We start from the raw sequence: 24,475 nt of genomic DNA, 5'->3' as shown, positions 1-24,475 counted from the left end.
CGCGTTCCCGGCTGCGCGGGCCGGGGTCAGTCCTCGATCGCCTGGTAGAGGGTCGTCCAGAAGTCGTGGATGGCCCGCGGGGAGTCCGGGGTGGACATTCCGGTCTGGGTGAGCAGCATGCCGACGAGCTGGTTCTCCGGGTCGGCGTACACGGTGGTACCGCTTCCGCCGTCCCAGCCGAACTGTCCGACGGGCGCGTAGTCGCCGCGGTGGGTGCGTACCGCCATCCCGAAGCCCCAGCCGCCGTGCTGTCCCAGGCCGTGCGCGAGATGAACGGCGTCGCGGCCGAATGCCTCCCGTGCCGCGAGCTGTTCGGGGGTGAGGCGATTGGTGGTCATCAGCTCGACGGCGGGACGGGACAGGATCCGCCGGCCCCGGTGCAGCCCGTGGTCGAGCAGCATCCGGAAGTAGGCGTGGTAGTCGTCGACGGTGGAGTCGAGTCCGCCGCCCCCGGACGGGAACGCCGGAGGTGTGCTGTGGTGTCCCCCTTCGACCTTGTCCGCCACGGTGAACTCCCCGGTCACCGGATCGGGGGCGTAGAGGGGCGGCAGCCGGTCGATCTTGTCGGCGGGCACATGGAATCCGGTGTCGGTCATGCCCAGCGGCTCGAAGACGCGTTCACGCAGAAACGTCTCGAACGACAGGCCGGTGACCCTGGCGACCAGGACGCCGAGCACGTCGTCGCTGACGTTGTACAGCCAGCGCTCACCGGGCTGGCGCAGGAGCGGCAGCCCGCCGAGGCGGCGCAGCCACTCGTCCGGCGCGTGGCCGGGCAGGAGCCAGCCGTCCTCCTGGCCGTAGACCCCGTGTTCGAAGAGCGCGCCCATGATGGGGGTGCCGGGCGCCGTCATATCCATACCGAGCCCGCTCGTGGAGGTGAGCAGGTCCCGTACGGTGATCGGGCGACGCGCCGGCACGGTGTCGTCGAGCGGGCCGTCGGGCCGCTTCAGCACCTGCCGGTCGGCGAGTTCGGGCAGCCAGCGGTCCACCGGCTCGTCGAGTCGCAGCCGGCACTCGTCGAGCAGCACCATCACGGCCGCCACCGCGACCGGCTTGGTCGTGGACGCCATCCGGAAGATCGTGTCGCGGCGCATCGGGGCGCCGCCGTCGTGGCGCGTCGTCCCGATGGCTTCGACATGGGTCTCGTCACCCAGGGCGACCAGGGCGACGAGTCCGGGTATCCGCCCGGACTCCACATGCCGTTCCAGTACCTCGCGCAGCCTGCGCAGTCCCGCCGCGGAGAAGCCGTTGCCGCTGTTTCCCATTACGAGTCTCCCTGTGCGCGGTCGTCGGTCCCGGTGGCGGCGTCGGCGGCCTCGGCGGCCCGGACGGCGTCGATGAGCTGCTTCCTGGCACGGGCGGGGACGTAGCCGCCGTCCGTGTAGTTCGGGGCGAACGTCTCGGCGAACTCCACCGGGTCGTCCCCGACGACGCCGCGGACCGGCGTCCCGTCCGCCGCGGCCTGCTCGAACAGCTCGGCGAGGTCTTCGAGCATCGATGCACTGGCGGCCTCGTCGACCGGTACGAAGTGCATCAGATAGCGCTCGACCGCCTCGGCCGCCGCCCGGTGGCTCCCGGGGAGCGCCCTGACCCGGACCCGGTACGCCCTCCAGCGCTTCTTGGGCCCGAACACCTTCGATAACAGCCCGGACTTCTCGGTATCGGACATGGCTAATCGCCCTCCCCTTCACGTAGTTGTTCCAGTCGTTCCGTGAGGAAGTTCCAGGTCGCCCAGAACTCTTCGAGGTACTCCCGCCCCGCCGCGTTGAGTGAGTGCACCTTGCGCGGCGGCCCCTTCTCCGACGGCACCTTCTCCACGTCGACGAGACCGCGTTTCTCCATCCGGATGAGCAGTGCGTAGATGGTTCCTTCGGCGATCTCCGAGAAGCCCTGCTCCCGCAGCCGTGCCGTGATCTCGTAGCCGTACGCGGGCCGGCCGGCCAGGGACGCGAGGATGACGCCCTCCAGCGTGCCCTTGAGCATCTCCGTCAGCAGCTTGGACATGGAATACCTCCCCTCCGCGCTAGTAAGCGCTGTTGAGTACCGGTACAACGTAACGCTGACTACCGGTACTTAGCAAGATGGAATAGCGGAGACTCCGGCGGAGATACGGCCCGGAGGTACGGCCCGGAGGGTCAGTTCAGCGGCGCGGGGGCGAAGGCCGGGCGCGTCGTACGGGGGAAGGCGCGGCGGTAGTCGCCGGGGGTGACGCCGACATGGCGCAGGAAGTGGTGGCGGAGGTTGTTCGCCGTGCCCAGACCGCTCAGCTCGCCGACCTTCTCGATCGGCAGATCGGTGGATTCCAGCAGGACCCGCGCCCGGCCCAGCCGCTGGGCCAGCAGCCACTGGAGCGGGGTGGTGCCGGTGGCGGCCTGGAGACGGCGGTAGAAGGTGCGCTGGCTCATCGCGGCCCGGCGCGCCATGGCGACGACCGTCAGAGGGCGGTCGAGGTTCTCCCGTACCCAGTCGAGTACCGGGGCGAGCCCCTCGTCGTCCTCCGGGGGCAGCGGCAGATCGATGAACTGGGCCTGCCCGCCGGGACGGTGGGCCGGGACCACCATGCGGCGGGCCAGCTGGTTCGCGATCCGGGCGCCGAGGTCGCGGCGGACCAGATGGAGACAGAGGTCGAGTCCGGCGCTGAGCCCGGCGCTGGTCAGGACGTCGCCGTCGTCCACGTACAGCACCGAGTCGTCGACCTCGACCCGGGGATGGCGCGCCGCGAGCCGCGCGGTGTGCATCCAGTGGCAGGTGGCGCGGCGGCCGTCCAGCAGTCCGGCGGCGGCGAGCGCGAAGGCGCCGTTGCAGAGGGAGACCATCCGCGCCCCGGCCTCGTGGGCCGCGCGCAACGCCTCGACCAGGGCCGGGGAGACCGGTTCGTCGCCGTCGACACAGGCGTCGGGGACGGACGGGATGACGACGGTGTCGGCGCCGATCAGCCCGTCGAGCCCGTAGGCGGTACGGATCCGGAAGCCGGCCGACGCGTCCGCGTCCGGCCCGGTCTCCCCGGTTCCGCAGAGCCTCAGCTCGTACCAGGGGTCGGCGAGATCGGCCTGCGGCTTGCCGAAGACGGTGCACGGGATGCTCAGTTCGTAGAGGTCCCAGGACGGGACGCCGAACTGTTCGGGGACGACGACGGCGACGGAACCAGCGCTCATATCCCGAAGGCTAGTGCTGTGACCGGACGGGTGGCAGGAATTTGGCGCCGGCCGTCACCACTGTCACTGTCGGCGCGCGCGGCGGGGCGCGACAGTGGGACACAGCTGCTCAACAGCTTGCGAAACCGCAGGTCATAGCCGTATGCAGCGTTGAAGATGGGAACAGCCATGTCAGCCGAGTTCGAAGCGGCCTCCGCCGCGCGGCCCGCCGTCACCGTCCTGGGCCTCGGCCAGATGGGGTCGGCGATCGCCGCGGCGCTGCTGGCCGCGGGCCATCCGACCACCGTGTGGAACCGCACCCCGGAGAAGGCCGCACCGCTCGTCGCGAAGGGCGCGGTGCTCGCCGGATCGGTGGCGGAGGCCGTCGCCGCCAGTCCGCTGGTGGTCTCGGTCGTCCTCGACTACCCGGCGCTGTACGGGGCCCTCGGCCCGGCGCTCGGCGCGCTGGAGGGGAGGGCGCTGGTCAATCTGACGACCGGGGCTCCGGAGCAGGCGGACGAGGCCGTGGAGTGGGCCCGGACGCACGGCGTCGACTATCTCGACGGCGCGATCATGACGACGCCGCCCGGGGTGGGCACCTCGGACGTGATGTTCCTGTACAGCGGCGACCGGGCCGTGTTCGACGCCCACCGGCCCGTGCTGGAGGTGCTCGGCGATCCGCTGTACCTGGGCGCCGAGCCCGGACTCGCCGCCCTGTACGACGTGAGTCTGCTCGGCCTGATGTGGGCCACCATGACCGGCTGGCTGCACGGCACGGCGGTCGTCGGCGCCGAGGGCACCCGGGCGGTGGACTTCACCGAGGTCGCGATCCGCTGGCTGGGGACGGTCAACAACTTCGTCCGGCGGTACGCGGGCCAGGTGGACGCGGGCGCCTACCCGGGCGACGACGCCACCGTCGACGTACAGCTCGCGGTCGTCGACCACTGGCTGCACGCGGGCGCGGAGCGGGGGGTGGACAACCGGCTGCCGGAGCTGCTGAAGACGGTGATGGCGGAGGCCGTGGCCGGGGGCCACGGCCAGGACAGCTACGGCAGCGTGATCGAGGTGCTGCGGAAGGGGAACGGGTCGGGGAAGGGGACGGGGAAGGAGGGGCGCGGGTGACGGCTCCGGGCGACGGGGCGGCGTCCGGGAAGCGCGGCGGACGGGCGATGTCAGACCCTCGTTCTAGCCTGCCTCTCATGGAGACGCAGAAGGGGATCGAGGGAGTCGGGGTACGGATCGAACTGTGGTCGGAGTCCGATCTCGGCCTGCTCCGGGCGGCCAACGCGCCGGAGCTGATGACGGAGTTGGGCGGGCCCGAGTCGGAGGAGAAGCTGCTGTCGCGGCACCGCCGCTATGTGGAGCTGAGCGCCGATCCGGAGGGGACGGGGCGGATGTACGCGATCGTGCTCGCGGAGACCGGCGAGCGGGTGGGGACCGTCGGCTTGTGGGAGCAGGAGTCGGTGTCGGAGGGCCTGGCGGCGTACGAGGCGGGCTGGGGGGTCCTCACACCGTTCCAGGGCCGGGGCATCGCGGCGGCGGCGACCCGCGCGGTGATAGCGGTGGCGCGGGCGGCGGGCCGGCACCGCTATCTGTACGCGTACCCCAAGGTGACGAACGGGGCGTCGAACGCGGTGTGCCGGAAGACGGGGTTCGAGCTGCGGGGAGAGGTCGGGCTGGAGTACCCGCCGGGGAATCCGATCAGATCGAACGAGTGGCGGCTGGATCTGCGTCCCGGAGAGGCCGCGGAGCCGGGAGAAGGGGGCGGGACGGGCAGGACCGGTGACGCGGGTGACGCGGGCGGGACGGGCGGGACGGGCGGCGCGGGTGGATAACCCGGGTGCTCCCGCCCGGGACCGGGTGGCATCCTGACGGCGTGAACGGACCCCGTATCCAGATCGACATCGCCCCCGAGCTGCGGCTCTTCGTCCCTCCTGTGCACCGCGAAGGGCCCGCGGAGCTGGTGACCGACGGCTCCTCCACCCTCGGGCACGTCGTCGAGTCGCTGGGCGTGCCACTGACGGAGGCCGGACGGCTGGTCGTCGACGGCCGGCCGGTCGCCGTCTCGCATATCCCGAAGGCGGGCGAGAGCGTCGAAGTGCTGGGCCATGAGCGCCCGCAGCCGGTGCCCGGCGCGCCGCTGCGGTTTCTGCTCGACGTCCATCTGGGGACCCTGGCGCGGCGGCTGCGGCTGCTGGGCGTGGACGTGGCGTACGAGAGCGAGGACATCGGGGACCCGGCGCTCGCGGCGCTCTCCGCGCGGGAGCGGCGGGTGCTGCTCTCCCGCGACCGGGGGCTGCTGCGCAGACGGGAGATCTGGGCGGGGGCGTTCGTCTACAGCGACCAACCGGACGACCAGGTGCGGGACGTCCTGGGGCGGTTCGCCCCCGAGCTGGCGCCGTGGACCCGCTGCACCGCGTGCAACGGGCCGCTGGTGAAGGCGGACAAGGACACGGTGGGCGAGCGGCTGGAGCAGGGCACGCGGCGGACGTACGACGTCTTCGCGCAGTGCTCCGTCTGCTCCCGTGTCTACTGGCGCGGCGCGCACCACGCCCGGCTGGTGGGCATCGTTGACGCGGCCGTGGCGGAGTTCGGGTCCGGTACGAGGTCCTGACGGAGGCCCGACGGAAGCCCGACGGAGGTTGGGCCGAGGTTCGACGGAGGCCCTGACGTCAGAAGACGTACGGGTCGCCCGTCGCCGGGGCGAGGATCTCGTGGTGGTGGTTGCGGAGGTTGCGGTCCTGCGCGCCACCGTTCCAGTACGTGCCGATCTCGACGAGGACCTCGTCGGGGGTGCCGGATGCCACCAGGTCGAGGGTGACGCGGTGGGCCGCGCCGCCGACCCGCAGGGGGCCGGTGGAGCAGAGGACCACCCGGTCGGAGCCCCAGACACAGGTGGCGGGAAGCTGCTGGTCACGGGCGAAGCGGGTGGAGAAACCCAGCTTGAAGGTGGAGTTCGCCAGGCTCTCCGGCCCATGGCTGCGGGACTCGACGGTGACGCTGAGCCGCCCGTCGGGGGTGAGCGTGACATGCCCGTGGTGGGCCACGTCGGCGAGGGGTGAGACGGCGGCCTCCGGGCCCTCCGCCCCCGGCTCACCGGTGTCGCCCCCGCGGGGGACGAGGTGCGCCGGACCGGGAACGGGAACGGGCAGGGGTCCGGCCGGAACGGGCAGGGGCACGGTCTCCACCGGAATCGGCAGGGGTCCCGCCGCCTCGGCCGTGGCCAGGCCCGTCAACGGCGACAGCAGCAGCGGCAGCACCGCCGCGGCGACGAGCGGCGACCGGCGCCGCCACACGTTCGACTTCGCATCCATGGCGATAAAAATACCTTTTGCACCGTAATTTCCGCGGCTATCCCTCGCCCCGGCGCGTCCCGCCCCACCCCCCGTGGCACGCTGTGCCCATGCTCGTCGCCCGTTCCCTCCTGCTCTTCGCCGTCGCCGCCCTCTTCGAGATCGGCGGCGCGTGGCTCGTCTGGCAGGGGGTGCGCGAGCACCGCGGCTGGATCTGGATCGGCGCGGGGGTCGTCGCCCTGGGGCTCTACGGCTTCTTCGCCACCCTCCAGCCGGACGCGGAGTTCGGCCGGATCCTCGCCGCGTACGGCGGGATCTTCGTCGCGGGCTCCATCGCCTGGGGCATGGTCGCGGACGGCTACCGCCCCGACCGCTGGGACGTGACCGGCGCGCTGATCTGCCTCACGGGCATGGCCGTGATCATGTACGCCCCGCGCGGCGAGGCCTGACGCGCCGGAAAGCCGACGGCGCCCGTACCCCTTCGCGTACCCGAATCGCCCCCGCACCCCGCACCCGCACTCGCCCCCGTATCCGATCGCCCGAGGAGAACGCCGTGCCGACCACCGCCGCCACCGAGACCCCCGGTCCGCCCGGCACGAACCTCCCCGTCGCCGTCGTCACCGGCGCCAGCGGCGGGATCGGTGCCGCGACCGTGCGCCGGCTCGCCGCCGAGGGCTTCCACACGGTGCTGACCGCGCGCCGCGCGGACCGGATCGCGGAGCTGGCCGCCGAACTGACCGCCGCGGGCCACCGGGCGACGGCCCACCCCCTCGACATCACCGACCGCGCCGCCGTGAACGCCTTCGCGGCCGGACTCGACCGCTGCGACCTGCTGGTGAACAACGCGGGCGGTGCGCTCGGCGCGGAGCCGGTCGCGGCCGGCGACCCGGCGGACTGGCGGTGGATGTACGAGGTCAATGTGCTCGGCACCCTCCATGTCACCCAGGCGCTGCTGCCCGCCCTCACCGCGAGCGGCGACGGCACGGTCGTCGTCGTGACCTCCACCGCGGGGCACGGCACCTACGAGGGCGGCGCGGGTTACGTGGCCGCCAAGCACGCGGAGCACGTACTCGCCGAGACGCTCCGCCTCGAAATCGTCGGCACCCCGGTCCGGGTGATCGAGATCGCCCCCGGCATGGTGAAGACGGACGAGTTCGCCACGACCCGCTTCCGCGGCGACACGGAGAAGGCGGCCCGGGTCTACGCGGGCGTCGCGGCCCCGCTGACCGCCGAGGACGTCGCCGACACCGTGGCCTGGGCGGTCACCCGCCCCTCCCACGTCAATATCGACCTCCTGGTGGTCCGCCCCCGCGCCCAGGCATCCAACACGAAGGTCCACCGCGACGGCTGACCACGCCCGAGGACGGGCGCGGTCAGCGGTCAGCGGTTGAGGTCGAGCACGGGGACCCTCAAACCCTCGTACTCCTTGGGCGCGACCGTGGCCACGAGCCCGTCGGCGCCCCACTCGGGCAGATGACGGACCGCGTGAACGGCTGCCGCCACCCCGATCGGTACGCCTTCCCGGTGCATACGGGCGACCGCGAGCAGAGCCGGGTAGTCCAGATCGACCGTGTGGACGACATCCAGGCCACCGATGTGTTCGGCGATGCCCCGGGTCTCCAAGTCGGCCTGGAGAATGGACAGAACCGGCGCGGACAAGCGCACCTCCGGCTCGAGATACGCCCTGTGGATCAACGCCGAGACCTGACGGTTCCCGGCCAGGGCAAGCAGTGTCGGAGTATCCAGAAGGAGATGGTGCTGGATCACGCGGCCAGATCCCGCGGCGCCCGTGCGAAGGTCTCACGGAGCCGACGCCCCATGGCCGCGCTCTCCTCGTCCGTCACTTCGACCCCGAAGTGCTCGGCCAGGTACACGCGCGCCCGTTCGGCTCGCTCCCGGCGCTCCTCATCGGTGAGCGTGGCCTCTGCGAACTCCTGGACCAGGGAACGAATGGACATGCCGCGGGACTCGGCGATGACCGCCAACCGGTCACGCACCTCGGCGGGGACACGAATCATGGCATCGGACACGCACGCAGTATACATCAACGTATACGCCGTGTGCCCGCGTCCGACGGCACCGCGGACCCCACCTCGCCGCGCCCCGGAACCCGCCCCGACCCGCCCCGTCAGCCCTTCACGCAGACGACCTGCTTCAGCTTCGCCACGACCTCGACCAGATCCGTCTGGGCCTCGATGACCTGCTCGATCGGCTTGTAGGCGCCGGGGATCTCGTCGACCACTCCGCTGTCCTTACGGCACTCCACGCCCCGGGTCTGGTCCTCCAGGTCCTTCGTGGAGAACCGCTTCCGCGCCTGGGTGCGGCTCATCCGGCGACCCGCGCCGTGGGAGGCCGAGTTGAAGGACTTCTCGTTGCCGAGACCGCGGACGATGTACGAACCGGTGCCCATGGAGCCGGGGATGATGCCGTAGTCGCCGGAGCCCGCACGGATCGCGCCCTTGCGGGTGACCAGCAGGTCCATCCCGTCGTACCGCTCCTCCGACACATAGTTGTGGTGGCAGGAGATGACGTCGCCGAAGGTGACCCGCGCCTTGCGGAACTGGGCGCGCAGGACCTCCTGGAGCAGCCCCATCATGACCGCGCGGTTGTACTTGGCGTACTCCTGCGCCCAGAAGAGGTCGTTCCGGTACGCCGCCATCTCCGGGGTCTTCGCGAGGAAGACGGCCAGGTCGCGGTCTACCAGGCCCTGGTTGTGCGCCAGGTCGCGGGCGACGCCTATGTGGTGGTCGGCGAGTTCCTTGCCGATGTTGCGGGAGCCGGAGTGCAGCATCAGCCAGACCGCGCCGTCCTCGTCGAGGCAGACCTCGACGAAGTGGTTGCCCGAACCGAGCGTGCCCATCTGCTGGAGCGCGCGCTCACGGCGGAACTTCACCTCGTCCGCGACCAGGTCGAAGCGGTCCCAGAAGTCGGCCAAGCCCGCCGGGGAGACCGTGTTCCCGAAGCCGTACACCCGGTCGGTGTCGACCGGCTCGCCGTGCATCCCGCGGCCGACCGGGATCGCCCGCTCGATCCGCGACCGCAGTCCGGAGAGGTCGCCGGGCAGGTCGTTCGCGGTGAGCGACGACTTCACCGCGGTCATCCCGCAGCCGATGTCGACCCCGACCGCCGCCGGGCAGACCGCGTCCTTCATCGCGATCACCGACCCCACCGTGGCACCCTTGCCGTAATGGACGTCGGGCATCACCGCGAGCCCCTTGATCCACGGCAATGTGGCGACATTGCGCAGCTGGGCCATGGCGACGTCCTCGACACCCGCCGGATCCGCCCACATCCGGATGGGAACCTTCGCCCCCGGAATCTCGGTGTAAGACATATATATCCCCGTTCTCCCCGTCCCCCGGAATATCCTCAAGATCAGTCAAGCGCGAAACCGGCGCCCCCGCCCGCGGGGAAACCCGGCAGAGGACGGCAGTGGACGGCGGAAGTCGGTGAAGTCCGGCGGACCGGCACCGCGGCCGTGCCCGGCGGACTTCGTGTGCGATAGACATTGTGTCCACCGGCCGCCGCGGAGCGGCAACAGCTTTTCCCGCGGGAAGCGGCCCGGACGGAAGTCCGGACAGCTCCCCGACCACCAGCCCGACCAGTTCGAAAGGAGCCCGGGACCGTGCGACGCAGGACGTATGCCTCCGGCATCTCCGGCATCTCCGGCACCTTCGGCCGCACGGTCGCGGCCGTCGCGGCCGTCGCGGGGCTCGCCGCCCTCGCCACCGGCTGCACCGGCGGTGAGGGAACCACCACCGGCGCCGTGAACTCCAAGGCGGGCGGCGGAGCCGTCGTGCCCGCCGCGCCCGGCAAGTACCGCACCCTCCTCGAACCGTGCGGCTCCATCGGCGATTCCACCCTCAAGGACCTGCTGCCGGGGCTCGCCGAGCTGCCCGACGAAGCGCGGCAGAAGGCGCTCCGGGGCAAGCCCCTGAGCACGTACGACACCGACCGCCGGGTCGGCTGCGCCTGGAACGCCAAGACGCCGGACTCCTCGCGCTCCCTGAGCCTCGACTTCGAGCGGGTCGTCTCCTACGACGCGGCGGTCAGCGACGACGCCCAGGCACAGAAGGTGTTCGAGGGGAAGCAGACCGCGGCCGGGGTACCGCTGAAGGTACCGGGCGAGTCCGGTTCGGCCGATGGAACAGATGGGGCGAACGGCACAAATGCCACGACGGGCGCACCCACCGGTACGAGTGCGCAGACCGCGAACCCGCCCAGCACGTCGACCACGTCCACCACGTCGTCCTCCGGCCCGTCGGCCGGCGCCGAAGGCGAAGGACAGGGCGAGGGGCAGGGCGAGGGGCAGGAGGAAGTGCCCGGCCCCCGGGTGCTCGACGACCTCGGCGACGCCGCGTTCCTGAACGACGTCACCAGCGCACGCGGCACCGATACCACCGCCCAGCGCCGCACCGTGAGCGTGGTGTTCCGCACATCGAACGTCATCGTCACGGTCGTGTACGTGGAGCAGTCCGGCGTCGCCGCCGAGCCGCCCGACGGCAAGGAACTGCAGGACAAGGCCCAGAGCGTGGCCCGCGACCTGGTACGGAAGTTCAGCGAGTGACGCGTGGCGCGCCCCGGTCCGGCCGGGTCACCGGTCTTCCACAGGGCGCCCACGCCACGGCCCGATCCGCGTACGGTGGCGTGGCAGGAACCCGGGCCCGGCCGGAGCCGGGGCGCGACCGTACGACCAACGACTGAAGGAACCATGCACCGATCAGCCCCGCGACTGTCCCGCATACTCGCCTGCGCGGCCCTCCCGCTGATGCTCGCCGTCGCCGGCTGCTCGTCGGACTCCGGCGGTGGCGACGGCGACAAGAAGAAGGACGAGGCGAAGAGCTCCTCGTCGGCCGCCGCCGGGGGCGGCGGCTCGGAGGGCAGCGGCGCGGCTCCGGAGAAGTCCGAGCAGGACAAGGAGACCGTCGCCCCCGCGACCTACGCCAAGCTGCCGGGCGCCTGCTCCGCGATCGGGTCGGCCACGGTGAACGACCTGGTGCCCGGCGCCTCGCCCAAGGCCGGCAAGGCGGGCGAGTCCTCGGACGCCCAGGCCCGCGCCAACTGCCACTGGAAGGGCAGCGACGACAACGGCCTGAAGGGTACGCAGTACCGCTGGCTGGACGTCTCCTTGCTGCGGTACGACTCCGAGGAGGCGCTCAAGGCCAGCGGCGAGCAGCGGGCCGTGGAGAGCTACGGCAAGGAAGTCGCCAAGGCCAAGGCCGTGGCGGACGCCAAGGGCCTGAAGACCGCAGCGACCACGGGTCTCGGCGACGAGGCGACCTCCGTGACCTACACCCTGCGCAAGGTCGAAGCCGACTTCGCGTACACGACGATCGTCGCCCGTGTCGACAATGTCGTGGTGACGCTGACGTACAACGGCGCGGGCATGGCGGGTGCCAAGTCCCCGTCGGCCGCGGACATCACGAAGGACGCGTTCAAGGCGGCGAAGGAGGCCGTGGCCTCGGTCGGGTCCGCCAACAAGAAGGCCGATCCGCCCGCTTCCTCGTCGAAGCCGTCGGACGGCGGGACCAAGAAGCCCGCCACCTCCGGGAGCTGACTCCCCGGAAGCTACCGCGCGGTCACCCGCGCCTATGGAGCCCGCGCCTCCCCCGAGGGGCGCGGGCTCCGCTGTCATGTGCCACGCTGTGCCCCTGGCCGGACGGGAACACTTGTCCAGCACCTGATCCGGCCAAAGGTTCCGGCCGGGGTTTCGGCCCGGGGCTCGGGTTCAGGGGAAGGAGATCGCGGGTGGCCGCGATGCAGCTGACACGCACGCACCGGATACTCGTAGGAACGGTGGTGGCGGGGGCGGTGCTGATCGCCGCCATCGGCTTCGCCGGTTCCTACGCGGCCGTACGCGACCTGGCCGAACGCAAGGGCTTCGGCGACTTCGCCGTCGTCTTCCCGATCGGTATCGACGCCGGTATCTGCGTGCTGCTCGCCCTCGATCTGCTGCTGACCTGGATGCGCATCCCCTTCCCGATGCTGCGGCAGACGGCCTGGCTGCTGACGATCGCCACCATCGCCTTCAACGGCGCCGCGTCCTGGCCGGATCCGCTCGGTGTCGGGATGCACGCCGTGATCCCCGTCCTGTTCGTGGTCACGGTCGAGGCCGCCCGGCACGCGATCGGCCGGATCGCCGACATCACGGCCGACAAGCACATGGAGGGCGTCCGGCTGACCCGCTGGCTGCTCTCGCCGGTGCCGACGTTCAAGCTGTGGCGGCGGATGAAGCTGTGGGAGCTGAGATCGTACGAGCAGGTCATCAAGTTGGAGCAGGAGCGGCTGATCTACCAGGCCCGGCTCCAGGCGCGGTACGGGCGCGGCTGGCGGCGCAAGGCCCCGGTGGAGTCGCTGATGCCGCTGCGGCTGGCCAAGTACGGCGTACCGCTGGCGGAGACGGCGCCCGCCGGTCTCGCCGCGGCGGGGGTGGACCCGGTCCTGCTGCCGCCCGCGCCCGTGACGCCCGGCGCGCCGCAGCCCGAGCTGCCGGCCCCCCGGCAGGTGGTCACGCTGGAGAAGCCGGAGCCCGCGGCCGACGAACCGCACCGGCACCCGCGGGACGGCGCGGAGGAGACGGCGGGACGCGCGGCCGGGCACGCGGACACGGGAGGAGCCGGGGAGCGCGCGGAACGCACAGAACGCGGTGGACCCAGCGGCCCCGGCGGCCGGCGGGGCGCCGCGGCGCCGACCGCCGACGAGTACGCCGACGAGTACGCCGATGACTCCCCCGAGTTCGCCGGGCACCCCGCCGACCCCTACGGCGCCGACGAGGCCGATGAGGCGGCCTACCGGGAGTACCAGGAGGACGAGCGCCGGCGGTACGAGGAGTACCAGCGCTTCCAGGAGTACCAGGAGTACGCCCAGGAGGGCCCGGAGAACAGCCCGTGGTTCCGGCAGAGCCCCCGGAACGAGCGGTACGAGGGCGGCTACGACCCGGCCTACCAGGAGCCCGGCCCCGCGAACGGCCCCGCGAACGGCCCGGTGAACGAGGCCGTCAACGGATCCGCCGACGCGGCGCCGCAGCCGGAGACCGGGCAGCAGATCCTGATCCCGGCGGGCCCCGGCGGCCGGACCCGGATCCTCGGCGCCCCCGACGAGCGCGAGACACACGAGGCGCGGGACGGCCGGGAACAGCCGTACCCGAACGGCGACGCCCCGGCGGACGAGGCGACCCCCGCCGACGTCGAGGCGTTCTACGAGGCGGCGTACCCGGTCTTCGTGGACTACGCCCACGAGCACGGCGACTACCCGAAGGCCGACGTCCTGGCGATACACCTGGCGGACACGCGGGGCATCACGCACCCCCGCGGCGCTGCCCTGCTGCGCCAGGCGATGCCCGCGTTCCGTCAGCGCATGGAGGCCGAGCTGGAGGCCGAACACATCGCGTGACGGAACCCCACGACACGGTGGAGCGGCCCCGGGGCGGGCCTCAGCTCCGCTTGCGCGCGATCTCCCAGGCGCCCGCCGTGACCACTCCCACGACCAGCAGGGCGACATAGACCCCGACCGACAGATCCCACAACAGGTCGAGGAAGCCCCACGGTTCATGGCCGCGGACGAGACCGAACGTCCCGAGTGCGCCTTCTATCGCGAGGATCCACCCGGCGATCGGCACTACGTCGCTCTTCATGGCTCCACGGTCTCACGCACCGGGCGCCGGGACACCGAATCACCGGGCTCGGGGCAGAACAGCCCCCGGGGGGCCGGCCGCCCTCAGGCGGCCCGGCGGTAGACCGACCCGTCCCGGGTACGGGTCAGTTGCCCACCGGTGACCAGATACCGCCGCAGCGCCGCGTGGTCCTCGTGGACCCGCCCCAGCCGCTCGTCGACCTCCTTCTCGGAGTACTCCTCCCCCACCGTGAAGAGGGTCGTCGCGAGATGGTCCAGCAGTTGGGCCCGCCGCGCCGTCTTGCGGGGGACGGCGATCAGCCGTCCGCCCGAGAACAGCGCTTCGACACCCCGGCGTCCCTGTCCTTCGTCCATGCGGGGACTCTCCCCCGCCCCGCGCGCCGCGGCAACGGATTTACGGCCCCGGACGCACCGATGCCGGGGACCTCCCGGCCCCCGGCATCGCGCACTGACAGGACCCGCTACCCGGCGAGCAGCGCGCGCACCCTGTCGGCGCCGACCGCGAGCAGCAGCGTCGGCAGCCGCGGCCCGGTCTCCCGGGTCACCAGCAGGCGGTACAGCAGCGCGAAGAACGTCCGCTGCGCCACCTTCAGCTCCGGGGTGGGCTTCGCCTCCGGATCCAGGCCCGCCATCACCTTCGGCACGCCGTAGACGAGCGTCGTCAGACCCTCCAGGGACCAGTGCGAGTCGAGCCCCTCCAGCAGCAGCTCCAGCGACCGGCGGGCCTCGTCGTCCAGCGACGCCAGCAGCTCGGTGTCCGGCGCGTCGCGGACCACGGTCCGCGCGTCCGCCGGGACCTGGGTCGTGATCCAGTTCTCGGCCCGGTCGAGACGCGGCCTGACCTCGTCCAGCGACCCCACCGGGTTCGCCGGGTCCAGCTCGCTCAGGATGCGGATCGTCTGCTCGTCATGGCCGCCGGTGATGTCCACGACGGACGCCAGGGTCCGGTACGGCATCGGGCGCGGCGTGACCGGGAGGTCGCCCTCCGCGGTCCGTACCGCCCGGCCGTACGCCGCCGCGTCCGCGGGCAGCACCGAGCCGTCGGCGACCTTCGCGGCCAGCTTGTCCCACTCGTCGTACAGCCGCTGGATCTCCTGATCAAAGGCGATCTTGAACGACTGGTTGGGGCGGCGGCGCGCGTACAGCCAGCGCAGCAGCGGCGCCTCCATGATCTTCAGCGCGTCGGCGGGCGTCGGGACACCGCCCTTCGACGACGACATCTTCGCCATGCCGCTGATGCCGACGAAGGCGTACATCGGGCCGATCGGGCGCTCCCAGCCGAACAGCGGGCAGATGAACTCGCCGACCTGGAAGGACGAGCCGGGCGAGCTGTGGTCCACGCCGGAGGGCTCGAAGACCACGCCCTCGTACGCCCAGCGCATCGGCCAGTCGACCTTCCACACCAGCTTGCCGCGGTCGAACTCGGAGAGCCGGACCGTCTCGGTGAAGCCGCAGGCGGAGCAGTTGTACGTCAGCTCGGTGGTGTCGTCGTCGTAGGCGGTGACGACCGTCAGGTCACGGTCGCAGCCACCGCAGTACGGCTTGTACGGGAAGTAGCCCGCCGACCCCGCGCCGTCGTCCTCGTCGGCCGCGCCGGAGCCCTCGGCGGCCTCCAGCTCGGCCTCGTCGACCGGCTTCTGCGACTTCTGCGGGGGCTTCTTGCCCGCGCCCTTCCTGGTCCGGTAGCGGCCGAGGATCTCGTCGATGTCCGCCCGGTGCCGCATCGCCAGCAGGACCTGCTCGCGGTACGCGCCCGAGGTGTACATCTCCGTCTGGCTGATGCCCTCGTAGACCACGCCCAGCTCGTCCAGGGACGCGATCAGCGCCGCCTTGAAGTGCTCGGCCCAGTTCGGGTACGCGGAGCCCTTCGGCGCGGGTACCGAGGTCAGGGGGCGGCCGATGTGCTCGGCCCAGGTCTCGTCGACGCCCTCGACGCCGAACGGCACCTTGCGGAAGCGGTCGTAGTCGTCCCAGGAGATCAGATGCCGGACCTCGTACCCCCGGCGGCGGATCTCGTCCGCGACCAGGTGCGGGGTCATGACCTCGCGAAGATTGCCCAGGTGGATCGGGCCCGAGGGGGAGATGCCGGACGCGACGACGACTCGTTTGCCCGGGGCACGCCGCTCCGAATCCGCGATGACCTCGTCGGCGAAACGGGAGACCCAGTCGGTCTCGGTGGTGCTCTGAGCCACGGTCGGCACGTCCTTACGTCCTTCTTCCAGGTGCTTCCAGATTCGGCTTCCACGCCGGAGCCGCGCCGGAGTCGCTTCGGCTTCCCGCCCGGCGGACGCGACGGCGCCCGCGCGACACCCACGCCGGATCCCCCCATTCTCCCAGACGGAACCCGCCGCCCCGACGTTCCGTCGGTATCACATCGGGATCCCGGCGCGCCCGCCACCGCTTTCCCGCCCGCGGGCCGGGGACCGCCCCCGGCCGGCCCCCGGCCCGCGCCCGGCCTCGCCCGTCCCCGGCCCGGTCGCCGGCCCCGTCCCCCGCCCGGCGATATCGGCGCGAAGTCGATCACGGCGGCGTGGGACACTGGGCAGCCGGGAGGCTCCGCCCGGGACGCCCGGTTCCCCCCTTCGAAGCGCCCCGCGGCACTCGGCACTCCCCCGCGGCACCTCCGGATCTCTTCCGGAGGTCCTCCGAAATGTCCTCCGAATGTCCTCCGAATCAGAAACGGAAGCCCATGACCTCGGTCCCTTCCCTCGCGTCGAATGTGCAGCAGCGCCTGGCGACGGCCCTCTCGGCAGCCCTGCCGGAGGCCGGTTCCGCCGACCCGCTGCTCCGACGCAGCGACCGGGCCGATTTCCAGGCGAACGGCATCCTGGCCCTCGCCAAGCGGCTCAAGGGCAATCCGCGGGAGCTGGCGGAGCGGGTCGTCGCCGCCCTCGATACGGAGAGTGACGAGGTGCTGCGGGAGGTCGAGGTCTCCGGGCCCGGCTTCCTGAACATCACGCTCACGGACGCGGCGATCATCGACACGCTGGCCGCCCGCGCCGCCGACGAGCGCCTCGGCGTGCCGTACGCGGCCGACCCCGGCACCACCGTCGTCGACTGGGCGCAGCCGAATGTCGCCAAGGAGATGCACGTCGGCCATCTGCGGTCGGCCGTGATCGGCGCCGCGATGGTCGAGATCCTCGGCTTCACCGGCGAGAAGGTGATCAGCCGCCACCACATCGGCGACTGGGGCACCCAGTTCGGCATGCTCATCCAGTATCTGGAGGAGCACCCGCACGAGCTGGACCACGCGGGTGGCGACCAGGTCTCCGGCGACGAGGCCATGTCGAACCTGGACCGGCTCTACAAGGCCGCCCGGGGTCTCTTCGACACCGACGAGGAGTTCAAGACCCGGGCCAGGGACCGGGTGGTCGCCCTCCAGGCCGGTGACCCGGTGACGCTCGCCCTGTGGCAGCGGTTCGTCGACGAGTCGAAGATCTACTTCCACTCGGTCTTCGACAAGCTGGACATGGACATCGCGGACGAGGACATCGTCGGCGAGTCCGGTTACAACGACATGCTCGCGGAGACCTGCCGGCTGCTGGAGGAGTCCGGGGTCGCGGTCCGCTCCGAGGGCGCGCTCTGTGTCTTCTTCGACGACATCAAGGGCCCGGACGGCGAGCCGACCCCGCTGATCGTCCAGAAGTCCAACGGCGGCTTCGGCTACGCGGCCACCGATCTGTCGGCGATCCGGAACCGGGTCGGCGAGCTGGACGCCCGGGCCCTGCTGTACGTGGTGGACGTCCGTCAGTCGATGCACTTCAAGATGGTGTTCGAGACCGCGCGGCGGGCCGGCTGGCTCAATGACGAGGTCAAGGCCGTCCAGCTGGCGTTCGGTACGGTCCTCGGCGCCGACGGCAAGCCGTTCAAGACCCGTGAGGGCAAGACGGTGAAGCTGGTCGACCTGCTGGACGAGGCCGTCGACCGGGCCACCGCCGTGGTCCGTGAGAAGGCCGGGAAGGTGGGCCTCTCGGAGGAGGAGATCGCCGAGAACGGCCGGTACGTCGGCATCGGCGCGATCAAGTACGCCGACCTGTCGACCTCCGCCGTCCGGGACTACAAGTTCGACCTCGACCAGATGGTGTCCCTCAACGGCGACACGTCGGTCTACCTCCAGTACGCGTACGCCCGGATCCGCTCCATCCTCCGCAAGGCGGGCGACGCCCGGCCCGTCGCCCACCCGGAGCTGGAGCTGCACCCGGCCGAGCGGGCCCTCGCGCTCCACGTCGACCTGTTCGGCGAGATCGTCGCGGAGGTCGCCGAGTCGTACGAGCCGCACAAGCTGGCCGCGTACCTCTACCAGCTCGCGTCCCACCTGACCACGTTCTACGACAAGTGCCAGGTCCTCAGCGCCGACAACCCGCCGGAGCTGGTCGAGAACCGCCTCTTCCTGGTGGACCTCACCGGCCGCACGCTCCAGCTCGGCATGGGCCTGCTGGGCATCCGGACGCCCGAGCGGCTCTGACACCTTCGGCCGGGAGGGGCGTCACCGCACACCGCGGTGACGCCCCTTTTTCACGGGTCCGGTTTTCTCACGGGTCCGATGGCAAGGGGGCCTAACCCACCGGCCCCAGCCTGGTCCACGGATTACGGGCGTCCGCCGCGTTCGGCGCGTTCCCCTTCGTCCAGAACTTGGCCTTCCACCAGTGGCCGCCGTACGAGACGACCGTCCGGGTCACACCCGTCGGATCGCCCGCGACCATCTTCGTACGGACGGTGTTGCCGCTGTTGCGCGGTTCGGCGGCATGGCCCCGCGCGGCGAGCAGCCCATGCGGCTTTCCGTCGGCCGGGATGCCCGCGACCGGGGCGCCCTTGTCGTCGGTGAAGCTCCACGACTGTGCCGCGCCGCCGTCGCAGTTCTTCACCGACAGCTCGGCGAGCCGGTTCTCAGCGCCCAGGCACTGGTCCCGGCCGCCGCTGTCGGATGTGATCCGGAATCGGCCGGTGGAGCCGTCCGGGGCGATCTTCCAGATCTGGTTCCGGTTGCCGTCCTGGGAGTCGACGAGGTGGGTGGTGGTCCAGCTGCCCGGGTGGTCGAGGACCAGTGAGCTGCCGACGTCCTGGATCTTGTAGCCGTCGCCGGTGCGCCAGAGCGCGAACGGCGCCCAGGCCGGGTTGTAGGTACGGTCGGCGCTCCAGGCCTCCGCCTGGCAGGCGGGTCCGGTGCCGTTGCCGGCCGGGGGCTCGGTGGTCGTCGCGCCCCGGCGGCGGTCCTGGGTGGAGCCGTACACCCCGTCCCCGAACCTCAGGGTGATGTTCGCGGGCCCGGTCACCGGCAGGAAGTACTTGAGGCCGATATCGCGGGAGGCGCCCGCCGGGACGCCCTCGCAGTAGCCGAGTTTCAGCGTCACCCGGTGGAAGGTGCCCTTCAGGCCGCCCGCGTTCGGCCCGGTGTGACCGGGTCGTACGGTGTCCTTCAGCTCCTGCCAGTTGTCGTCCTTCAGCAGCGGCGGAGCGCTGGTGGGGATGTCGAAGGCGATTTCGGTACCGGACGGCAGCGGCCTCGTGCTGCGGTTGGTGATCCGCAGTTTCGGCTGCTGGGGCCAGAGGTCGGCCTCGGCGGTCGGGAAGTCCGCGAACTCGACGCCGACGTCGACGACCTGATCGGGCGGGACGGTACCGTCGGTCCGCTCCTTGACATAGCCGCCCGCACCCCGCAGGGAGTCGTCGATACGGTTGGTCAGCTCATGGCCCATGCCGTAGCTGCCGTCCGGGCCCCGGCCCAGGTCACCGGCGAGTTCCCAGATCATCACGCCGCCGATGCCCTTGTCCTTCACATAGCGGACCTTGGCGTCGATGCTCTGTTCGTCCTCGGCGGTGAGGAAGACCTTCTTCTCCGCGTTCCACAGCCACATCGACTCCAGCGCGTTGCTGTATTTGCGCTGGTAGCTGCCGGTGAGACGGTTCGGCGGGGCGTCCGGGTCGAGTCCATAGGCCCGCAGATAGTCCCCGGCGCGGCCGTTCTGGAGGTTGCGGACGTGCCAGAGGGGGTTGGAGCCCGCGGCGACCTCCCGGCCGCGGCTGGTGTCGTGCCAGAGGTTGTCGATGCCGACGGCCCCGTTCCCGCAGAGACCGCGGGTGCCGGTGCCGGGCTGGCAGGCGCTCTGGTCGGGCAGCGGGGCGGTGCCCCACAGTCCGTCGGTGCCGCCCTGGACGTCGCGCCAGCCGCGTGTGTAGTACGGGATCCCGAGGTTGATCCGGCCGGGCTGGAGGGCGCCCCGGTAGTAGTGGTACGCCCAGTCGACGTTGAAGTAGCCGGTCTTGCCGTACTCGGGCTTGGCGACGTCGTCGTAGACCCCGGCCGCGGCGAGTTCGCCGTCGCGTCCGTCGTCGTGGAGCGGCGCCTGCGGGCCGACGTACTGGTTCCAGGAGCCGTGCAGGTCGTACGTCATGACATTGACGTAGTCCTGGTAGCCGAGGGCCTGTCCGGCGTCGTAGCCGCGCACCAGATGCCCGGAAGCGGAGGCGGCGGAGGTCAGCAGGTAGTAGCGGCCCCGGGACTCACCGGACCCGTCGAGCTTCTCCCGCAGGGTCTTCATCAGCGCGTTGTAGCCGGCCTGGAGGCCCTTGCGGCGGGGGTTGGCGACGGACCAGTCGTCGGGGTTGCCGCTGTCGGGCATGGCGGTCGGGTACTCGTAGTCGATGTCGACACCGTCGAACGCGGCGCCGTAGCGGCCGAGGAAGTCCACGACGGAGTCGGCGAAGGTGTTGATCCCCGCCTGGTTGACCGTGCCGTCGGCGTTGGTGGCCATCGCGTAGAAGCCCTTGGTGTCGGCCCAGCCGCCGACCGCGATCAGCGACTTCACCTGCGGATGCCGCTTCTTGTACTTGGCCAGCTGGTTGAAGTGCCCCTGGTACGGGAGCCCCGGGTCCATCTCGGCGCCGCCGACGCCCGGCCAGGTCATCCGGGTCGCCGGATTGCCCGCCGCGCCCTCGTCGCCGACGGAGATCCGGTTCCCCTCGATCCGGGCGAACGCGTAGTTGATGTGGGTGACCCGGCTCCAGGGAATGTTCTTCACCAGATAGCGGGGCCGGCCGTCGGTGCCGTTGCGGGTGGCGTTGAAGTAGCCGACGATCCGCCGGTCGTGCCCGGCGCCACCGAGCCACTCCCGCCCTTCCCGGTCGTATACGTCGCAGTAGCGGGCGGACGCCCCCGCGGTCGGGATCATCCCCTCGGGGCGGCAGGACGGCTGGGGAACACCCTCGGCGGGCTTGGGACCACGTTGGTCGACACCGTTGTCAAAGGGGTCACCGGCGGGCGCCCCCGGGTCGGGCTGCTGTCCGCCGCCGGAGCCGGGGGCGGACTGCGCCTGATACCAGTACGTGTTCATGTGCGCGATCTGCGGGAACAGATCGCCGCTTTGGTACTGGTCGACGGCGACGAAGTTCGGTTTGCGGCGGGCGGCCGTGGTGCAGACGTTCTCGGCCCGCTGCCGCATCTTCTGGTTGTCCGTCGTGTACGTCGGCGCCATCGGCACATCACGGAAATGGTTCATGAAGAACAGCGGCCGGAACTTCCCCGACGGCCGGGCTCCGAGCGGCTTCTTTCCCCAGCGCGAGAAGCAGGCCCAGTCGGAATTGCCCAGACCGAGGCCCATGGACCAGTGGTTCTCGACCCGCCAGCGCTGGTCCGCCATGAAGCCGATGGACTGCCGCTCCGTCCGCCCGGAGAAAATCAGCAGCCGCTTGTTCTTGGCGATCATGTCGTCGAGCAGCGGCCAGCCGTTGCGGTGGACGTCCCAGCCCTGCTTCAGGCCGTCCGGGACGACCGAATCGTCCGGCACGAAGAGCAGATCCTTCACCCCGGGAACGAGATTCAGCCCGTAGTTCTCGTAGTCCGCGTTGCTCAGCGTCCCCTGGTCCTCGATGAAGACGGAGACGATCTCGGAGGGGTTGGCGTCGAGGAACGTCTTCAGCGTCCGCAGCATCGCCTCCAGGCTGTTGTTCGGGTTCGGGATGCCGCCGCAGCTCCCGCCGTGACAGAGCCAGATGGCCCCGTCGACCACCTCCGCGTTGACATCGGGCATCAGCGCCCTGACGCCGTCGGCGAGCTGACGTGCCATCGAATGCGGCTGGTTGGGCGCGACGGTGTTGTAGCCGTCCTCCCGGTTGATCATCGCGTTGTGGGCGGTCAGATACGTCATGTGTTCCAGCGTCCGCCGGTTCTGCGGCGGCATGGGCTGCCGGGGCCAGTCGACGGGGGTCGCGAACCACGTCCCCCGGTCGTCCCCGTCCGGCCCGATCCCGAGATCGGCGACCTTGTCGCTCTTGCTGATCTCCTCCGAGCTGGTCAGATACCGGTCGGCCCCCGGCACCTTGATCCAGTACTCGCCGTCGCCGATCCGCTGGACGTCCCACTCGGCGGCGGCACCCGAACAGGCGCCCGCCACCGGCTCCGGGCCCCGGACCAGGCAGAGGGGCCGCAACGAGCTGTTGCGCAGCAGATACATCCCACCCGTCGCCTGCTCCAGCACCCACTCCTGGTAGTGGTTGTCCCCCTGGGGAGCCCGCGCCTCGGCGAAGTCGCCGCCCCCGGTGGTCGTGATCCCCAGTTGGGCGCCGTTCCTGACGTTCTGCAGATGGACGGCCTGCCCGGTCGGCACGGTGTCCGCCCGGACCGTTCCGCCGTCCGGCGGCACGGCCGCCTGCGCGGGCGCCACCAGCGCCCCGGTGAACAGCAGTGCCACGGAAAGCAGCACGCTACGTATGCGCTTATGTCTGTGTTTGTAACGGTGTTGTCGCATGCACCGAGCGTGACAGGGTCACAACAGCGTCCGATAAACGAATGATCAACACCGCCCGGACCCGCCCGACCCCAACCCGACCCCAACCCGACCCGCCCGGACCCGGCGGTCGCGTCAGATCGCGTCAGATCCCATCAGGTCAGGTCAGGTCAGCGAGTGCGAACTCCGCCCCGATGCCTCGTCGATCTCGTGGTGCGCCTTCTGCAGCAGCTGGGACGCGATATCCATCAGGGCCCGCGCGCCGGCGATCTCCTCCCCGACCCGGAGCTGCTCCGCGTCCGACGGATGCCGCTGGGCGTTCCCGTGCCCCCGGATCTCGGTCCCGTCCGACAGCCGGACCAGCGCGGCGGCCCTGGTCCGGTCGCCGTCCTCGCGGAACTCCATCTCGACATGCCAGCCGACGAGTGTCTGCGTGTGCATAGCTGACCACCTCCACCCTCTCCCCTCCCAGGGTGCGCCCCCTCCTCCCGTCACACACCTTTTGGTGAGTACCCCACAAAAAAGTCGGTACTTGTGAAGGCTTTTCCGGGCTTCGAGAATGGATATCGCCAGCAAGGCGCCAATCCCACCTCGATTCCCCAGGAGCACTCCCATGTCTGCCGCCAAGCCCGCCGTCTCCGTCCTCGGCCTCGGGATGATGGGCTCGGCTCTCGCCGCCGCCTTCATCGCGGCGGGGCACCCCGTCACGGTCTGGAACCGCACCGCGTCGAAAACCGGCCCCCTGGTCGCCCAGGGCGCGACGCCCGCGCCCGGACCGGCCGATGCGGTGGCCGCGAGCGATCTGCTGGTCTTCTGCCTGACGGTGAACAGCAATGTCGGCGACCTGCTGGAGTCGGTGAAGGACGACATCGCGGGCCGGACGATCGTCAATCTGACCAACGGCACCCCGGCCCAGGGGCGTGAGCTGGCGGCCTGGGCGGCGGAGCACGGCGCCCACTACCTCGACGGCGGGATCATGGCGGTCCCCCAGATGATCGCCGGGCCGCACGCCTACGTCTACTACAGCGGCGACCGGGCCGCCTTCGAGCGGTACGAGGAGACCTTCCGGGCCCTCGGCGGCGCCCGCTACGTCGGTGAGGACGCCGGATTCGCCGCCCTCAACGACTTCGCGCTCCTGATCGGGATGTACGGCCAGGACATGGGCATCTGGCACGCGTTCGCCCTGGTCCGCTCGGCGGGCATCCCGGCCAAGGCGATCGCGGAGCCGCTCAGGAACTGGCTCGTCGCCATGGCCGACTCCGTCGACGACTACGCCGAGGCACTGGACTCGGGCGACCATCTCACCGACGTCTCCAGCCTCGTCGTCAACGAGGCGGCGCTGCCCAATCTGCTGGACACCCTGGCCGAGCAGGGCATCACCACGGAATTCTTCCGGCCCACGGAGGCGCTGATCCGCCGGGCGGTGGCCGAGGGCCACGGCGCGGACGGCCTCTCCCGCCTCGCGGACCTGCTCACGCCCCGCGCGTGACGGCGGCCCTACCCCACGCGTGACGGCGGCCCTACCCCACGCGTGACGGCGGTCCCACCCCACGCGTGACGTCAGCCCTACCCCCCGTACGACAGCGGTCCTTCCCCGCGTACGACGACCGGCCGCCCTGCGCTTCAACCAGAGGCGCAGGGTGGCTGGTTCGTATTGGTCTATACCTTGACGCGGATGCGCCGCGCCGTTCAG

The 24,475-nt window shown here is 71.1% G+C and carries 23 protein-coding genes; 10 read left to right on the top strand and 13 right to left on the bottom strand.

What is annotated here, in order from left to right; translation table 11 throughout:
- Positions 1-26 precede the first annotated feature (26 nt).
- The 4 genes from ACFXG1_RS09410 to ACFXG1_RS09395 all read right to left on the bottom strand — a co-directional run bounded on the left by ACFXG1_RS09410 (position 27) and on the right by ACFXG1_RS09395 (position 3,155).
- Positions 27-1,265, bottom strand: coding sequence for a serine hydrolase domain-containing protein (locus tag ACFXG1_RS09410; RefSeq protein ID WP_384707359.1), 1,239 nt, complete (start codon positions 1,263-1,265; stop codon positions 27-29).
- Complete coding sequence (locus ACFXG1_RS09405) at positions 1,265-1,669, bottom strand: DUF1048 domain-containing protein (RefSeq protein ID WP_384707356.1); 405 nt, start codon at positions 1,667-1,669, stop codon at positions 1,265-1,267. Before ACFXG1_RS09405 ends, ACFXG1_RS09410 begins: the two co-directional genes overlap by 1 nt.
- A gap of 2 nt (positions 1,670-1,671) precedes the next feature.
- Entirely contained in the window at positions 1,672-2,004 is a 333-nt protein-coding gene (locus ACFXG1_RS09400) for a PadR family transcriptional regulator (RefSeq protein WP_384707353.1), read from the bottom strand.
- Between the two features lie 131 nt (positions 2,005-2,135).
- Positions 2,136-3,155, bottom strand: a complete 1,020-nt coding sequence (locus ACFXG1_RS09395; RefSeq protein WP_384707350.1) for a helix-turn-helix domain-containing protein — start codon at positions 3,153-3,155, stop codon at positions 2,136-2,138.
- 168 nt (positions 3,156-3,323) lie between these two features.
- Between ACFXG1_RS09395 and ACFXG1_RS09390 the strand changes: the two genes are divergently transcribed.
- The 3 genes from ACFXG1_RS09390 (at position 3,324) to ACFXG1_RS09380 (ending at position 5,748) form a co-directional block, all read left to right on the top strand.
- The gene (locus ACFXG1_RS09390) at positions 3,324-4,256 is read left to right on the top strand and encodes an NAD(P)-dependent oxidoreductase (RefSeq protein ID WP_384707347.1); all 933 of its coding nucleotides are present in this window, start codon (positions 3,324-3,326) and stop codon (positions 4,254-4,256) included.
- 77 nt (positions 4,257-4,333) lie between these two features.
- Positions 4,334-4,969 (top strand): GNAT family N-acetyltransferase, encoded by a 636-nt coding sequence (locus ACFXG1_RS09385; RefSeq protein ID WP_384707344.1) that lies wholly within the window; start codon positions 4,334-4,336, stop codon positions 4,967-4,969.
- Positions 4,970-5,010: 41 nt separating this feature from the next.
- On the top strand, positions 5,011-5,748 hold the full coding sequence (locus ACFXG1_RS09380) for a Mut7-C RNAse domain-containing protein (RefSeq protein WP_384707341.1): 738 nt from the start codon (positions 5,011-5,013) through the stop codon (positions 5,746-5,748).
- Positions 5,749-5,806: 58 nt separating this feature from the next.
- Here ACFXG1_RS09380 and ACFXG1_RS09375 read toward each other — a convergent pair whose 3' ends face one another.
- Positions 5,807-6,448 (bottom strand): hypothetical protein, encoded by a 642-nt coding sequence (locus tag ACFXG1_RS09375; protein WP_384707338.1) that lies wholly within the window; start codon positions 6,446-6,448, stop codon positions 5,807-5,809.
- Positions 6,449-6,537: 89 nt separating this feature from the next.
- On the opposite strand from ACFXG1_RS09375, the gene ACFXG1_RS09370 reads away from it, so the two are divergent.
- Together ACFXG1_RS09370 and ACFXG1_RS09365 are read left to right on the top strand one after the other, a co-directional pair.
- Positions 6,538-6,876, top strand: a complete 339-nt coding sequence (locus tag ACFXG1_RS09370; protein ID WP_384707335.1) for a YnfA family protein — start codon at positions 6,538-6,540, stop codon at positions 6,874-6,876.
- A gap of 104 nt (positions 6,877-6,980) precedes the next feature.
- Positions 6,981-7,778 (top strand): SDR family oxidoreductase, encoded by a 798-nt coding sequence (locus tag ACFXG1_RS09365; protein ID WP_384707332.1) that lies wholly within the window; start codon positions 6,981-6,983, stop codon positions 7,776-7,778.
- A gap of 29 nt (positions 7,779-7,807) precedes the next feature.
- Here the strand turns inward: ACFXG1_RS09365 and ACFXG1_RS09360 are convergent, their stop codons facing one another.
- From ACFXG1_RS09360 to ACFXG1_RS09350, 3 genes are all read right to left on the bottom strand, one after another.
- Entirely contained in the window at positions 7,808-8,086 is a 279-nt protein-coding gene (locus tag ACFXG1_RS09360; protein WP_384707329.1) for a hypothetical protein, read from the bottom strand.
- A 104-nt stretch (positions 8,087-8,190) separates the two neighbouring features.
- Entirely contained in the window at positions 8,191-8,457 is a 267-nt protein-coding gene (locus ACFXG1_RS09355; protein ID WP_384707326.1) for a hypothetical protein, read from the bottom strand.
- A 98-nt stretch (positions 8,458-8,555) separates the two neighbouring features.
- Positions 8,556-9,761 carry an RtcB family protein gene (locus ACFXG1_RS09350; protein ID WP_384707323.1) on the bottom strand — a complete coding sequence of 402 codons (1,206 nt, stop codon included), beginning with the start codon at positions 9,759-9,761 and terminating at the stop codon, positions 8,556-8,558.
- Positions 9,762-10,052: 291 nt separating this feature from the next.
- Here ACFXG1_RS09350 and ACFXG1_RS09345 point away from each other — a divergent pair, with 291 nt between their 5' ends.
- The 3 genes from ACFXG1_RS09345 to ACFXG1_RS09335 all read left to right on the top strand — a co-directional run bounded on the left by ACFXG1_RS09345 (position 10,053) and on the right by ACFXG1_RS09335 (position 13,819).
- Positions 10,053-10,994, top strand: a complete 942-nt coding sequence (locus ACFXG1_RS09345) for a DUF3558 domain-containing protein (protein WP_384707320.1) — start codon at positions 10,053-10,055, stop codon at positions 10,992-10,994.
- A gap of 144 nt (positions 10,995-11,138) precedes the next feature.
- Positions 11,139-11,984: a DUF3558 domain-containing protein gene (locus ACFXG1_RS09340; protein WP_384724456.1), complete on the top strand. Its 846-nt coding sequence runs from the start codon at positions 11,139-11,141 to the stop codon at positions 11,982-11,984.
- A 191-nt stretch (positions 11,985-12,175) separates the two neighbouring features.
- Positions 12,176-13,819 (top strand): DUF2637 domain-containing protein, encoded by a 1,644-nt coding sequence (locus ACFXG1_RS09335; RefSeq protein ID WP_384741889.1) that lies wholly within the window; start codon positions 12,176-12,178, stop codon positions 13,817-13,819.
- A 40-nt stretch (positions 13,820-13,859) separates the two neighbouring features.
- Here ACFXG1_RS09335 and ACFXG1_RS09330 read toward each other — a convergent pair whose 3' ends face one another.
- From ACFXG1_RS09330 to lysS, 3 genes are all read right to left on the bottom strand, one after another.
- Positions 13,860-14,060, bottom strand: coding sequence for a hypothetical protein (locus tag ACFXG1_RS09330; protein WP_384719482.1), 201 nt, complete (start codon positions 14,058-14,060; stop codon positions 13,860-13,862).
- A gap of 83 nt (positions 14,061-14,143) precedes the next feature.
- Positions 14,144-14,413: a DUF2087 domain-containing protein gene (locus tag ACFXG1_RS09325; protein WP_384719484.1), complete on the bottom strand. Its 270-nt coding sequence runs from the start codon at positions 14,411-14,413 to the stop codon at positions 14,144-14,146.
- 107 nt (positions 14,414-14,520) lie between these two features.
- A complete protein-coding gene (gene lysS / locus ACFXG1_RS09320) occupies positions 14,521-16,260 on the bottom strand; it encodes a lysine--tRNA ligase (RefSeq protein ID WP_384719486.1) in 1,740 nt (579 codons plus the stop codon).
- A 488-nt stretch (positions 16,261-16,748) separates the two neighbouring features.
- Here lysS and argS point away from each other — a divergent pair, with 488 nt between their 5' ends.
- A complete protein-coding gene (argS, locus tag ACFXG1_RS09315; RefSeq protein ID WP_384708118.1) occupies positions 16,749-18,524 on the top strand; it encodes an arginine--tRNA ligase in 1,776 nt (591 codons plus the stop codon).
- A 91-nt stretch (positions 18,525-18,615) separates the two neighbouring features.
- Here argS and ACFXG1_RS09310 read toward each other — a convergent pair whose 3' ends face one another.
- Entirely contained in the window at positions 18,616-22,746 is a 4,131-nt protein-coding gene (locus tag ACFXG1_RS09310) for a glycosyl hydrolase family 18 protein (RefSeq protein ID WP_384741886.1), read from the bottom strand.
- 201 nt (positions 22,747-22,947) lie between these two features.
- A complete protein-coding gene (locus tag ACFXG1_RS09305) occupies positions 22,948-23,223 on the bottom strand; it encodes a DUF1876 domain-containing protein (protein ID WP_384708111.1) in 276 nt (91 codons plus the stop codon).
- A gap of 172 nt (positions 23,224-23,395) precedes the next feature.
- Between ACFXG1_RS09305 and ACFXG1_RS09300 the strand changes: the two genes are divergently transcribed.
- Positions 23,396-24,271 carry an NAD(P)-dependent oxidoreductase gene (locus ACFXG1_RS09300; protein ID WP_384708108.1) on the top strand — a complete coding sequence of 292 codons (876 nt, stop codon included), beginning with the start codon at positions 23,396-23,398 and terminating at the stop codon, positions 24,269-24,271.
- Positions 24,272-24,475 lie beyond the last annotated feature (204 nt).

This window comes from Streptomyces sp. NPDC059248 (genome assembly GCF_042753905.1).
In the GTDB taxonomy this organism is placed as follows: Bacteria; Actinomycetota; Actinomycetes; order Streptomycetales; family Streptomycetaceae; genus Streptomyces.
The sequence above is the reverse complement of the archived record's forward strand: the minus strand, read 5'-3'. Positions and strand labels throughout refer to the sequence as shown.